Raw genomic sequence first — 13,479 nt, 5'->3', positions numbered from 1 at the left:
TCCAATATTGGCTGCGAAATTTGTCGTAACTCCAATAAATTTTTCATCCAACCTTTTATGCACAAGTGACATTTGGTATATGTTTCATCAATCTTTACAAACCGCATCGCTGTCATTTTAACACTTAAAAACCGCAATGACCGTACTTACTGAAAAAGACAAAGGTGAATTGATAAAAAATGAATTCAAACGATGTTTTTCTGTCTTAGCTCTCAATCACAATCCTGCAAGCATCCATTCCATTAAGATCACCAGCATTTGCTTTACATAAAAAAAAGCTGCCTTAAAGACAGCCCATTTATCTTAAACCCCTTTGTTACACGTGTTATTCAATATGTTATTGATGATTGCTTTTTTTACGATTCTTTTCTGTACAGCAATTGTTGCATTTACCATACAATACCGTAACTTTTTCATCATCAAAGAAATGAATTGTTGAATTGCAGTCTTGACAGACAATTGTTCCCATCCTGTATTCCCCTTTTCCATATAGCGTCATTAAGAATAAAGTGGAGACAAAATGACCTGATAGTTATATATTAATATGTCACATTATATTCGTCAAGCAGAAATTGTATAACACATTTATTTTTTTTGCACCTAAATTGTAATAAAAATTGATGGTATATCTTTGTTTGGTACTTTTCCAGTAACCTTTTGGTTAGAAACCAGAATAAGGTTTTCATTACAGGTGGGTCATGATCAAATTTTCCCTGAGCTAATCTCTGATATCCCGAATTATTTGGCATGAATAAAATAGCTTGATATGGACCAATTGATGGTCTTAAATCTTTAAATTGAATTGTATTTCCATAGTCTAGTCCGGCAGAGAAGTAAAATGTCTGTCCACCTTTAATTGTTACCGTTCTATTTGTATAGCTGCCCCCTCCGACAATATGGAGGGTGACATTTTGAGGAACAGGAATTTTAATAGAGTTTCTTGAATCTGCCTCAAAAGTAACTCTTTCAGAAATTTGTCTATTCCCTGAAACACTGCTGTTCAAAGAATATTTACTAAAATCAATATTATCGGAAGGAGCATCTTTAGCTTCTGCATGAGCCATTAATTCTTTGTATCCAGGTATAGAATTGCGTCCACTACTATGGTTTCCATTTACAACGGAATCAAGGGCTAAAGTGGTAGCGACAATCCCACATCATTCGTGCCAACAATAGGCTCTTGACCTCCTGCGCCGTAATACAATATCGCTAGGACACTTTCATTTCTATAAATATCGCCTGTTTTGTATGAAGAACCAGTCGGAGGACTACCCTTATAGTGATCCATACAAAAAGCAATTCGTCCGTCTACTCTGAATACTCCAACCGTATAATTTCCATAGTGTGCCTGTCCTAAATATTCAATTCTAGGTGCAGCTTCTGCTTGTTCCATTTGCAAAGATGGAAAAATTATTAAAAAAGATAAGAGAAAGATAAATACAACCTTTATTTTTTTCATGAATGTTCCTCCCTTCATGCGAATTAACAAATAAAAAAAGACAATCATAATTTTTTATGATTGTCTTACTTTTTAGGTTCATAATGTTCCCATGTATTTCCGTTTTCCCCTTCAATGTAACCAGAATCAACTTTTTCCCACTCGGTATTTTCAAAATATTCACCGATTTTATCCCAATCCTTACCTCCAGCATAAGGATCTTTTGATTGCGATTTGCTTTTAGATGATTCGGAAGATGACCCTTGCTTTTTTGTTGAACTAGCTGTGCTTTTCGACTTAGTAGAACTACTGGATTTTGAGCTACTAGATTTTACAGATGATTTTGCAGAACTACTGGATGATGACTTGCTCGTTGATTTACTGGATGAAGTAGATGAGTCCGAGTAGCTAGATGATCCGACTTTACCTGATGTTGAGTTCGTGGATGATTTCTGTGTAGCTTGAGCCAATTTAGTTTGTTCTCTTTTCTTTGCTTCTGCAAGAGCTTTAGCTTTTGCCTTCTCTTCTTCAATCATTTTATAGACAGCTGCAAGTTTCTTTGATAACTCTTGCTTGGTCTTTTCATTTTTAATTTTTTCAACTAGGGCTTTCGATGCTTTGTATCTCGATTCTTTCGGCTGTTTTTCCAAAGCACTTACTGCCTTTTGAGCTTTTTGAATGTCCTCATATTGTGCAATAACTATATCTAAAAGGCCTTTTTGTTTTTCGTAGAAGGATTTGTCGATTGTTTTAATGTTTTCCAACTTACTTTTTGCATCATTGATTTGCTTTAATGTTACTCCGTCTTTGATCACTTGCTTATCATCCATAAGAGAGTTGACCAATGTACTAATTTTAAACATTGTGGAAAGATCTCTCAAATCTTCGGAAAACTCTCTTTTCTTTTCTTCATTCTTCACTTTTGCAATTTTTGCTTTAACGGATTGAATTTTCCCTTCCGTCAACTCGTCAACATTGCGGTACAAAGAAGACAATGTTTGCTCAACGCTTTGCTGACGTTTTTGCTCTTGCACATGAGAATTAAATGCATAAGCTCCAGTTCCACCTAAGACCAGCATGGCCACAATTGATGTACTGACAATCACTTTCTTCTTCGTAAAAATCCCTCCTTGGTCGTTTTTGGATGACGACCAACCTTTTTTAAAAAATCTTACGCGGCTGCAAATGGGTTTTAAGCCATCCTTCCCATCCACTTGAAAAAATCCAACATTTTCCCGTTAGCAACCTTTCGGGAAAAATACCTTTATTATTAAAATGCAAATAAGTTCGTCCACCTCTTTTCCGCTTTGCGACCACTTTTCCTTTTTTGTTTTTCCAGTTTTAATATCGTAAAAAATAACAGGTATTTTTACTTTGTTTCCAGTTTTAATATCTTTTGCTATTATTCCACCAATTTTAAAGTCTTTGCTGCTCACTCTTCCGAATATATTCCACAAAAGGAAAAATTACTACCTGGAATCCTTTGGCCATATCAATGAAATCTATGCGAAAAAAGTTTTTAATTAAACAAGGAAATGTTTTATATGGGGATGGGGACATTTTTTTGGTTCAAAGTAGCTTTCAAATGACCTTTATCTTTATGATCATTAGCATTACATGATGCTGAGTATGATCCATTACGTGCATCTAAAGTCTACAACCCAACAACTCAAACATTCGCTCTAGATATCATACTTCTCGTACACGATTTGAATTTTTTAATTTGTTTAAATAATATTTTATTTTTGTAACATTTGCATAACATTCAAAAGTGACGGAATTAAATATGTTAAAATGGCGTTAAGAAAAAATGAACACATTTTACCAGTTTTCTTTAAACGAAAGAGGTAGGACAATGGTGAAATTTATTGCATATACCTATACCGTTGCCGTACTGCTTCTATTGTCTTCTTGTATTGCTGATCCGAAAGACGATCACTCGATTTCAAGCTTCGACAAAAAACAAATTCTTTTTTTTACCGACCAAAAAATGATGGAAAAAGAATCAATTTACTACGATGCTTTATTAGATTTAAAAAAACAATTTCCAGAGGAAATGGACAATATGATGATCTACCAAGCTGATAACCCTGAATCTAAGCGGTTTAATATTAAAACATATCCTTCCATTATCGTGATGGATCATGACGGCATCATTTTGCATATTAAAGGATCAGTTTCAACAAAAGATGAAATTGTAGAGCCGGTCTCAGAAGTGCTTTCCGAATAATGAGAATGTCGGTTTGAGGTAATTAAGCGCTGAGAAGATTCTTTAGTTAAATAGGATTTGTGCTCAAAATCTCTGCACAACATATTTTTGTGAAAAAAACTTTCACAACAGTGAGAGAATTGTTCCATCATTTATTTTTCATCATAAAAAGGGGTTGTCCAAAAAGTCAAATCCCCATTGAAAACAAATAATCATAAACACCGATATATCAACGTTATTAAACATTAAAAGGGGCAGTCAATAAGCCGAAAAAACGACTTATTAGACTGCCCCTTTGGGCTGCATTACTTATTTATAATATGAATCGGTGTTCCAAGTGCAAGTTCGGCAGTTTCCATTGCAATTTCTCCTAATGTCGGGTGGCCATGAATCGTCAAGGCAATATCTTCTGCCGTCATGCCTGCTTCGATCGCAAGTCCAAGTTCAGCAATCATATCTGATGCGCTGACACCTGCGATTTGAGCCCCAATAACAAGGCCGTCTTCTTTTCGTGTAATCAATTTTACAAATCCATCGGTTGCATTTAATGACAATGCGCGGCCGTTTGCTGCAAATGGAAACTTAGCTGCCACAATGTCAATTCCTTCGTCTTTAGCCTGTTGTTCCGTATATCCGACAGAAGCCAACTCAGGTTCTGAGAAGACAATGACAGGAATTCCGTTATAATCGATTTCAGAAGGTTTTCCAGAAATCGCTTCTGCAGCAATTTTCCCTTCATATGAAGCTTTATGAGCAAGAGAAGGTCCTGGAACGATGTCGCCGATAGCATAAATATTTGAAATATTTGTCCGGCACTGTTTGTCAATTTTAATGTAGCCTTTTTCATCGATTTCTACTCCGACTTGTTCGAGACCAAGTTCATCAGTGTTTGGTTTGCGTCCTACTGTAACTAAACAATAGTCCGCTTCCACTACTTGCTCTTTTCCTTTCGCTTCAAATGTCACTTTTACTCCGTCTTTTGTTTCTTCAACACCTTTTGCAAGTGCGCTAGTATGAATTTCGACATTTCCTTTTTTCTTCAACGCTCTTTTTACAAGAGCTGTCATTTGTTTTTCAAATCCTGGAAGAATTTCTTTGTCTCCTTCAATAATCACAATTTCAGTGCCGAAATTCGCATAAGCAGTTCCAAGCTCTATGCCAATGACTCCCCCGCCAATGATAACCATTTTTTTCGGAACTTCTTGCAGGGACAACGCTCCTGTTGAGTCAATGACTCGCTCAGAAAATTTAATGCTTGGAATTTCAATTGGACGGGAGCCAGTTGCAATGATTGCATTTTTAAATTTATACGTTTGAGCTGAATTCTCGTTTATGATTCTGACGGTGTTGCGATCAACAAAATATGCTTCGCCTTTTACAATTTCAACTTTATTTCCTTTTAAAAGGCCTTCAACACCGCCTGTAAGTTTTTTGACGACACTTTCTTTCCAAGCTTGCACTTTAGAAAAGTCTAGTGTTACATTTTCAGCTTTTATTCCTATATCTTCTGATTCTTTAGCCTCTACATAACGGTGTCCTGCACTAATTAATGCTTTAGAAGGAATACATCCAACATTGAGGCAGACGCCGCCAAGAGATCCTTTTTCAACGATCGTAACTTTTTGCCCTAATTGCGCAGCTCTTATTGCAGCCACATAGCCGCCGGGACCAGCTCCTATGACGAGAGTGTCAGTTTCAATCGGGAAATCTCCTACTACCATTTATTACGCCTCCATTAGTAATAATTGGGGATCATGCAATAAACGCTTAATATGGTTAAGCGCATTTTGTGCAGTTGCACCGTCGATCATTCGATGGTCAAAGCTTAAAGACAGCGCTAAAACAGGGGCTACAACGATTTCTCCGTTTTTCACAACCGGTTTTTCAGAAATACGTCCGAGACCTAGAATGGCTACTTCTGGATGATTAATGACAGGAGTAAACCATTGGCCGCCAGCGGAACCGATATTGGTTATCGTGCATGATGCGCCTTTCATTTCATTTGGAGTAAGTTTGCCCTCACGCGCTTTTGTTGCCAATTCATTAATTTCTGCCGAGATTTCAAAAATCGATTTTCGATCTGCATGTTTGACAACAGGAACTAAAAGTCCTTTTTCCGTATCAGCTGCAATTCCGATATTGTAATAGTGCTTATGAATAACTTCTTCTGTTTCATCATCAAATGACGTGTTTAATACTGGATATTTTTTAAGTGCCGATGTTAAAGCTTTGACAACATAAGGCAAATATGTAAGCTTAATGCCTTGTTCTGCCGCAATAGCTTTAAATTTCTTCCGATGTGCAACAAGCTCTGTTACATCGACTTCATCCATTAATGTTACATGTGGCGCAGTTTGCTTCGATTTAACCATCGCTTTTGCAATTGCTTTTCGAATACCGCTGATTTTCTCGCGGGTTTCTGGGAATTCTCCTTCAAGGACAACCGGAGCCGGCGCTGCTTTTTCTCCTGCCGATACGCCTGTTGCAGCTTCTTTTTCCACGTTTTCAACAGGTTTTGCTTCTTCTTGTCCACCTTTCAGATAAGCATCAATATCTTCCTTCAATATGCGTCCGCCGTTTCCTGAGCCTTGTACCAATCGAATATCAACGCCTTTTTCACGCGCATATTTTCGGACGGATGGCATTGCAATAACGCGTCGGTTAACATCTACGTCTTCTGAAGCAGACTGTGAAGCGTTGCTTTCCACTTTTTGCTCTTCTGTGGAAGGCTTTTCTTCTTTTGCTGCTTCACCGCTTTCATCGCCTTTTGATTGATTTTCATAACCTGGAGCATCAATTGTGACTAATACTTGACCGACAGTTGCAACTTCCCCTTCATTCACTTTTAATTCTAATACTTTTCCTTTTACAGGGGAAGGGATTTCAACAACTGCTTTGTCATTTTGCACTTCACAAAGAACATCATCTTCATTGATTTCATCACCAGGTTTGATAAACCATTTTACTATTTCACCTTCATGAATGCCTTCACCGATATCCGGCATTATAAATTCAAAAGCCACAGATTTCAACCTCCTAAATAATTTTCAGTTGATGGCCGAAAAGAAGAAAAGATGATGCTCCTCTTTTTAGCCAATTAGAAATTCAATGCTTTTTTAGCCGTTTCAACGATATCTTTGTAGTTTGGAAGCCATACATCTTCCGCTTGTGAGAATGGATAGACAGTGTCCGGAGCTGCCACGCGGAAAACTGGAGCTTCCAAGCTAAGAATCGCTCTTTCATTAATTTCTGCAACAACATTAGCAGCAATTCCTGCTTGTTTTTGGGCTTCCTGCACGACAATCGCGCGGTTTGTTTTCTCTACTGAAGCAATAATCGTTTCTATATCCAGCGGACTTACTGTTCGTAAATCGATCACTTCTGCTGAAAAGCCCTCTTTTTCAAGTTCGTCAGCAGCTTTTAAAGATTCATGCACCATTGCCCCGTAAGTGATGATCGAAATATCTTTCCCTTCACGTTTTATATCCGCTTTGCCGATCGGAATTGTATATTCTTCTTCCGGAACTTCATCACGGAAGGAACGATAAAGCTTCATATGCTCCAAGAAAATGACCGGATCATTATCCCGAATTGCTGAAATAAGCAACCCTTTTGCATCATAAGGGGTGGAAGGAATAACGACTTTTAAACCAGGCTGCTGCGCCATCAAGCCTTCCAAGCTGTCCCCATGAAGCTCAGGGGTATGAACGCCGCCGCCGAAAGGAGAACGAATGGTGATCGGAGCATGCCAGCGGCCCCCGGAGCGATAACGCAAACGCGCCATTTGTCCAGAAATGGAATCCATAACCTCATAAACAAAACCGAAGAATTGAATTTCAGCTACCGGACGAAAGCCTTGTGTGCTTAAACCGATTGCCAAGCCGCCAATTCCTGATTCTGCCAGAGGTGTATCAAAAACTCGGTCTGGGCCGAATTCTTTTTGAAGTCCTTCTGTTGCACGGAACACACCGCCGTTTACACCAACATCTTCCCCAAATACTAACACATTTTCGTCGTTTTTCAGTTCCGTACGCAACGCATCAGTGATTGCTTGAATCATTGTCATTTGCGCCATGCTCACTTCGACTCCTTCTCTTTATAAATTTCATATTGTTCTTTTAGGTTATAAGGCCAGCTTCCTTCTTCAAACATAATGTTGATTAAGTCTGTCACTTTTTGTTTTGGAGTTTCATCCGCTTTTTTGATTGCTTCTTTTATATCTTCTTTCGCCTTTTCGATAACTTCGTTTTCTTCTTCCTCGCTCCACAATCCTTTTGCTTGAAGGAAGTTTCTGAAACGAACAAGCGGATCTTTTGCCTCCCACTCGTCATCAAGCTCTTTTGCCCGATATCTCGTTGGATCGTCTCCTGCCATTGTATGCGGACCGTAGCGGTAGCATAATGTTTCAATTAATGTCGGACCTTCACCGTTTATTGCCCGTTCACGCGCTTCCTTCACAGCTGCATAAACAGCAAGCGGATCCATTCCATCTACTTGTATACCAGGGATTCCAGCTGCAACAGCTTTTTGTGCAAGTGTTTCAGCTGAAGTTTGCACCTCTACAGGTGTTGAAATTGCAAACCGGTTGTTTTGAACGATGAAAATAGCAGGTGCTTTAAATGCCCCAGCAAAGTTTATTCCTTCGTAAAAGTCGCCTTGAGACGTTCCTCCATCTCCTGTATACGTAACAGCAACTGCTTTTTTGCCGCGTTTTTTCAAACCTAATGCTACCCCTGCAGCTTGCACATATTGGGCGCCGATAATAATTTGCGGTGAAAAAGCATTTACGTCTTCAGGCATTTGGTTTCCATGAAAATGCCCGCGGGAATATAAAAATGCTTGATACAAAGGCAATCCATGCCAAACTAACTGCGGTATATCACGATAGCCCGGGAGAATGAAGTCCTCTTTTTCCAAGGCAAAATGAGAAGCAATTTGTGATGCTTCTTGTCCGGCAGTCGGTGCGTAAAAACCTAAACGACCTTGACGATTTAAAGAAATTGAACGCTGATCCAACACTCTGGTAAATACCATTCGTCTCATTAATTCCTTTAATTCTTCATCAGAAAGGGAAGGCATCGCATCTTCATTCACGACTTCGCCTTTTTCGTTTAAAATTTGGAACGTTTGGAATTCCTTGCGAATCGCATCAAATTGCTTTTCGCTGTCAACGACAACATTTTTCGCCTTTTTTGCCATTCAACACACCTCTTCGTTTCATTTTCTCAGCCTTTAAATTCATCCATAAAACTAGATTACCCCAAATTGTTCATGGAGACACACATTGCGGATCTTTAATTGCCAAAATCGTCAAGTACATTGCAAGATCGCTTTACAAACTGTATTAATTTTTTTATTTAAAATAGTAATACACATCGATTTCACTTCATAGTGTACACCCTTTTTTCACATGCGTCAATTAATTTGTTTATTTTTAAAACAATATATAAAACGCTTTCAAGATAATTGGAAATATTTTTACTTTTAAATCTGTACTAATACAACAGATAATTCTGTATCACTATTACAGATACAGACGGAAGCGAATCATTTATCTGGAGAGCGTGTTGCTTCTCTATATAAATTACAGAAGAATTTATATAAATAAGGAAGGCTTCTAGGCAAACGTCTATACCTTTATTTTGCTTCATCATACGATGATATAGACATTTGACCTAAATAAGGCGATATGGAGTCCTTATGTGGAGGTGAAAGAGATGCATTATTATTCCAATCCGTCTTATCATTACCCATCATACGGATATTTTCCAGTTTCAAACTGGACATTTGTATTGATCGCTGTGCTTTTTATTTTGCTCATTATTGTTGGCGCTGTCTGCTTAAACTATTAATTGATGATTGTCCGATTTTCGGGCAATTCTTTTTTGTTTCTTTTAAAAGATTTATGTATAATGAAATTTGTTGATATAGGTTCAGGAGTGATTAGCCATGATTACAATGGAAGATATTATTAAGGAAGGACATCCAACTCTTCGTCAAGTTGCCAAGGAAGTGGAATTGCCCGCTTCTGAAGAGGAGAAAAAAATTTTAGCGGAGATGCTTCAATACTTAAAAAACAGTCAAGATCCAGAGATTGCAGAAAAATATGGATTGCGGCCTGGGATCGGTCTTGCCGCCCCGCAAATTAATGTATCAAAACGAATGATTGCCGTTCATGTGACGGATGAAAAAGGAAAATTATATTCGTACGGCCTGTTCAATCCAAAAATTGTAAGCCATTCGGTGGAACAAAGTTATTTAACAAGCGGTGAAGGATGCCTTTCCGTTGACAGAGAGGTTCCAGGATATGTTCCGCGTTATGCACGCATCCGCGTCAAAGGGGTTGACCTTGAAGGCAATGAAGTCGACCTTCGTTTAAAAGGTCTTGTCGCTATTGTGTTTCAGCATGAAATAGATCATTTAAACGGCATTATGTTTTATGATCGGATCAATAAAGAGAATCCTTTTAAAGAACCGGAAAATGCAACTCCAATTGACAGATGAAGCCAGAAGTTAGCGCCCGGCATCCAAGCCGCGGAATATTTTGAAGCAAAACGAAAATCCATGCAAAAAATCCCGAATAGTTCTTTCGGGATTTTTTGTTCATAAAGAGAAATTTTTTGTGCACACTACCATTTGAAATCGCCTTTGCAAGGCTTTTTTTGATTTTGACTTCTGATTTATATCAACTGCAATTGCTTTGCAGCATAAAATATTCCATCTTCATCAACAGGCTTTGTAACAAAATCAGCTACTTTTTTCACATGCGAAACAGCATTACCCATAGCAACGCCTGTTCCAGCAAACGAGATCATTTCTATATCATTCAAACCGTCTCCAAAAGCAACCACATCTTGACGGCTAACGCCAAGCATATCCATTATCTTTTTGATCCCTTCTGCTTTCGATCCTTTTTTTGGAACAACATCAGTTGAAAGCTGGTGCCAGCGGACAAATTTTATCTCTTCAGAAATATTGAACTGTTCTTCTTCTCCTTCTTTGCAAAACAAAAGCGCTTGGTAAATAGGTTTTTCTTGAAAATAATCAGGTCTGCACTCAGGATGCGAGAGGTGCAAAGATTTCAAACTTTCATGAATAAACGGATGATCTTCCACATTTGCTTTCATATCTTCTTCACTCAAAAATACAAGCGGGTAATCAGTATTTTCAGTCGCTTCGATTAATTGCTCCAACGCATCGACCTTCAAAGGATTTTCATAAATGACTTCTCCTTCATGCACAACATACTGTCCGTTATAGCTGACATAAGAATGGATTCCTAGCTCTTCTCTTAGCTTTTTAAACATAAAAGGGCCGCGGCCGGTTGAGATGGCGACGTGATGTCCGGCTTTTTTCAAACGGGAGACCGTGTCAAGAGTAGATTCCGGCAAATGTTTATCATGATCCAATAAAGTACCGTCTATATCAAAAAAAATAAATTTTTTCCCCATGTTCAATCTCCTTTTCTCTTTCGTGAAACCTTATTTACACTAAACAAAACGGTATAGTATGCAAACGCTTTATGTCAATAGAGCTTTTCCACGTTTAGCCATAAAAAAAATAAAAAAATAGCATATAATATAAGTAAATACAATCGGACTCGACTTTGACATCTTAATGAAGGAGGAGTTGATATGTTAAAACGTTTAAAGAAAAAAATTAAAAAACAGTGGAAGCAATTGCTTCGCAGAAAATCGATTGCTTAAAGAAACCGGGCGGCTTTAGCCCGGTTTTCGTTATTTTCAATGAAGGTTGGATTTGCCATCAGAATCGACTATAATAATAAAAGCTAGTTTAACATGGAAAGTAAGGAGAGATTACGCAAATGATGTTTAAAGTTTTTTATCAGGAAAACCCGAATGAACCGCCTGTTCGGGAAAGAACGAAAACATTTTTCGTTGAAGCGGAATCAGAAAGAGAAGTTCGTGAAAAATTAAAAGGCCGCTCCATAAACATAGAATATATTCAACCGATCAGCGGTCCGTTTTATGAATTTGAAAAACAAAGCGAAAATTTTTCTGTATTGGAGAAATGATAGTATATGAAATTTGTAAAAAGAGACCAAGTAGCAGCATTCGCCCTCGGCGGATTGGGTGAAATCGGAAAAAATACGTACGGTGTGCAATTTCAAGATGAAATCATTTTAATTGATGCTGGAATTAAGTTTCCAGAAGACGAACTTCTAGGGATTGACTATGTGATTCCGGACTATACGTACTTAGTAAAAAACCAAGAAAAAATTAAAGGCTTGTTCATCACACATGGTCATGAAGATCATATAGGCGGTATACCTTATTTGCTGCGGGAAATTAATGTACCAATCTACGGCGGTAAACTGGCGATCGGACTGATTCGCAATAAGCTTGAAGAGCATGGACTTTTAAGACAAGCTAAACTAAACATCATCCAGGAGGATGATGTGATTCGGTTCAGAAAAACTGCCGTAACTTTTTTCCGTACAACTCACAGCATTCCAGATTCATATGGAATTGTTGTCAAAACTCCCGCAGGAAATATCGTTCATACAGGAGATTTTAAGTTTGATTTTACTCCAGTCGGGGAACCTGCAAATTTAACTAAAATGGCGGAAATCGGCAAAGAAGGTGTGCTCTGTCTTTTATCGGACAGCACAAACAGCGAAATTCCTGAATTTACAATGTCTGAAAGACGGGTCGGCGAAAGCATTCACGACATTTTCCGAAAAGTAAGCGGCCGCATCATTTTTGCAACATTTGCATCCAATATTCATCGACTTCAGCAAGTAACTGAAGCAGCTGTTAAAAACAATCGAAAAATAGCTGTTTTTGGAAGAAGTATGGAAGCAGCTATCCAAATTGGTCAAGAACTCGGGTATATTCGCTGCCCGAAAGATACGTTTGTTGATGCAAATGAAATAAACCGTCTGCCCGCTCATCGGGTCGTGATTTTATGTACAGGAAGCCAAGGTGAACCAATGGCCGCTCTGTCCCGAATTGCAAATGGAACTCATCGGCAAATCCAAATTATTCCCGGCGATACGGTCGTTTTCTCATCATCGCCCATCCCAGGGAACACTTTATCGGTTTCAAGAACGATCAATCTGCTTTTCCGCGCCGGTGCGGAAGTAATTCACGGGTCGTTAAATGACATCCACACATCTGGCCACGGCGGACAGGAAGAGCAAAAATTAATGCTGCGGTTAATGAAGCCAAAATATTTTATGCCGATTCATGGAGAATATAGAATGCAGATCATGCATATGAAACTAGCTGTCGATTGTGGAGTTCCAAAGGAAAACTGTTTTATTATGGATAACGGGGATGTGCTGGCGATGAACGACCGCGAAGCATCCATTGCCGGTAAAATTCCGTCCGGATCCGTTTATATTGACGGAAGCGGAATTGGCGACATTGGAAACATTGTGTTAAGAGACCGAAAAATTTTATCAGAAGAAGGACTCGTAATCGTTGTCGTCAGCATCAATATGAAAGAGTTCAAAATTGCTGCAGGCCCTGACATTATATCGCGCGGCTTTGTTTATATGAGAGAATCCAGTGACTTAATTAAAGATGCCCAAGAACTGATTACTAAGCACTTAAATAAAGTATTGGAAAGAAGAACTACGCAGTGGTCGGAAATCAAAAATGAAATCGCCGATACACTCGCTCCGTTTTTATATGAAAAAACGAAACGCCGACCGATGATCTTGCCAATTATAATGGAAATTTAAGTAATAACTTGTGATCGATCCCTCTTGTGTTGACAGTGGAACATACTGTTTAACATAAGAGGGATTTATTTTGGAAAAATGTCCAGTTGTTATTTTGTCGGCTCATAACATACAGCGTCCGGC

General features: G+C 38.5%; 14 protein-coding genes. 5 read left to right on the top strand and 9 right to left on the bottom strand.

What is annotated here, in order from left to right; genetic code table 11:
- Positions 1 to 337: 337 nt before the first annotated feature.
- From NSQ41_RS07945 to NSQ41_RS07930, 4 genes are all read right to left on the bottom strand, one after another.
- Positions 338 to 469, bottom strand: coding sequence for a GapA-binding peptide SR1P (locus NSQ41_RS07945; RefSeq protein ID WP_082830423.1), 132 nt, complete (start codon positions 467 to 469; stop codon positions 338 to 340).
- A 70-nt stretch (positions 470 to 539) separates the two neighbouring features.
- A complete protein-coding gene (locus tag NSQ41_RS07940; RefSeq protein ID WP_339211394.1) occupies positions 540 to 1,064 on the bottom strand; it encodes a hypothetical protein in 525 nt (174 codons plus the stop codon).
- Positions 1,065 to 1,132: 68 nt separating this feature from the next.
- Positions 1,133 to 1,459, bottom strand: coding sequence for a thioester domain-containing protein (locus NSQ41_RS07935; protein WP_339211392.1), 327 nt, complete (start codon positions 1,457 to 1,459; stop codon positions 1,133 to 1,135).
- Between the two features lie 65 nt (positions 1,460 to 1,524).
- On the bottom strand, positions 1,525 to 2,652 hold the full coding sequence (locus NSQ41_RS07930; RefSeq protein ID WP_339211390.1) for a hypothetical protein: 1,128 nt from the start codon (positions 2,650 to 2,652) through the stop codon (positions 1,525 to 1,527).
- 641 nt (positions 2,653 to 3,293) lie between these two features.
- Between NSQ41_RS07930 and NSQ41_RS07925 the strand changes: the two genes are divergently transcribed.
- Positions 3,294 to 3,668, top strand: a complete 375-nt coding sequence (locus tag NSQ41_RS07925) for a hypothetical protein (RefSeq protein ID WP_339195389.1) — start codon at positions 3,294 to 3,296, stop codon at positions 3,666 to 3,668.
- Positions 3,669 to 3,952: 284 nt separating this feature from the next.
- Here NSQ41_RS07925 and lpdA read toward each other — a convergent pair whose 3' ends face one another.
- The 4 genes from lpdA to pdhA form a co-directional block, all read right to left on the bottom strand.
- Complete coding sequence (gene lpdA / locus NSQ41_RS07920; protein ID WP_339211388.1) at positions 3,953 to 5,368, bottom strand: dihydrolipoyl dehydrogenase; 1,416 nt, start codon at positions 5,366 to 5,368, stop codon at positions 3,953 to 3,955.
- A gap of 3 nt (positions 5,369 to 5,371) precedes the next feature.
- Positions 5,372 to 6,670: a dihydrolipoamide acetyltransferase family protein gene (locus NSQ41_RS07915; protein WP_339199770.1), complete on the bottom strand. Its 1,299-nt coding sequence runs from the start codon at positions 6,668 to 6,670 to the stop codon at positions 5,372 to 5,374.
- Positions 6,671 to 6,744: 74 nt separating this feature from the next.
- The gene (locus tag NSQ41_RS07910; RefSeq protein WP_063389643.1) at positions 6,745 to 7,722 is read right to left on the bottom strand and encodes an alpha-ketoacid dehydrogenase subunit beta; all 978 of its coding nucleotides are present in this window, start codon (positions 7,720 to 7,722) and stop codon (positions 6,745 to 6,747) included.
- 2 nt (positions 7,723 to 7,724) lie between these two features.
- Complete coding sequence (gene pdhA, locus NSQ41_RS07905) at positions 7,725 to 8,846, bottom strand: pyruvate dehydrogenase (acetyl-transferring) E1 component subunit alpha (RefSeq protein WP_063389642.1); 1,122 nt, start codon at positions 8,844 to 8,846, stop codon at positions 7,725 to 7,727.
- Between the two features lie 518 nt (positions 8,847 to 9,364).
- On the opposite strand from pdhA, the gene NSQ41_RS07900 reads away from it, so the two are divergent.
- Positions 9,365 to 9,499 (top strand): YjcZ family sporulation protein, encoded by a 135-nt coding sequence (locus tag NSQ41_RS07900; protein ID WP_339195380.1) that lies wholly within the window; start codon positions 9,365 to 9,367, stop codon positions 9,497 to 9,499.
- Between the two features lie 97 nt (positions 9,500 to 9,596).
- Positions 9,597 to 10,151, top strand: a complete 555-nt coding sequence (gene def, locus NSQ41_RS07895; RefSeq protein WP_063389641.1) for a peptide deformylase — start codon at positions 9,597 to 9,599, stop codon at positions 10,149 to 10,151.
- 176 nt (positions 10,152 to 10,327) lie between these two features.
- On the opposite strand, the gene NSQ41_RS07890 is transcribed toward def, so the two are convergent.
- Positions 10,328 to 11,098: a Cof-type HAD-IIB family hydrolase gene (locus NSQ41_RS07890; protein WP_339195374.1), complete on the bottom strand. Its 771-nt coding sequence runs from the start codon at positions 11,096 to 11,098 to the stop codon at positions 10,328 to 10,330.
- A gap of 374 nt (positions 11,099 to 11,472) precedes the next feature.
- Between NSQ41_RS07890 and NSQ41_RS07885 the strand changes: the two genes are divergently transcribed.
- Both NSQ41_RS07885 and rnjA read left to right on the top strand, forming a co-directional pair.
- Entirely contained in the window at positions 11,473 to 11,682 is a 210-nt protein-coding gene (locus NSQ41_RS07885; protein WP_063389639.1) for an RNA polymerase epsilon subunit, read from the top strand.
- Positions 11,683 to 11,688: 6 nt separating this feature from the next.
- A complete protein-coding gene (gene rnjA / locus NSQ41_RS07880) occupies positions 11,689 to 13,356 on the top strand; it encodes a ribonuclease J1 (RefSeq protein ID WP_339211385.1) in 1,668 nt (555 codons plus the stop codon).
- The last annotated feature ends 123 nt before the right edge of the window (positions 13,357 to 13,479 follow it).

The sequence above is a fragment of the Aeribacillus sp. FSL K6-8210 genome (assembly GCF_037963925.1).
GTDB classification, from domain to species: Bacteria; Bacillota; Bacilli; order Bacillales; family Aeribacillaceae; genus Aeribacillus; species Aeribacillus composti.
The sequence above is the reverse complement of the archived record's forward strand: the minus strand, read 5'-3'. Positions and strand labels throughout refer to the sequence as shown.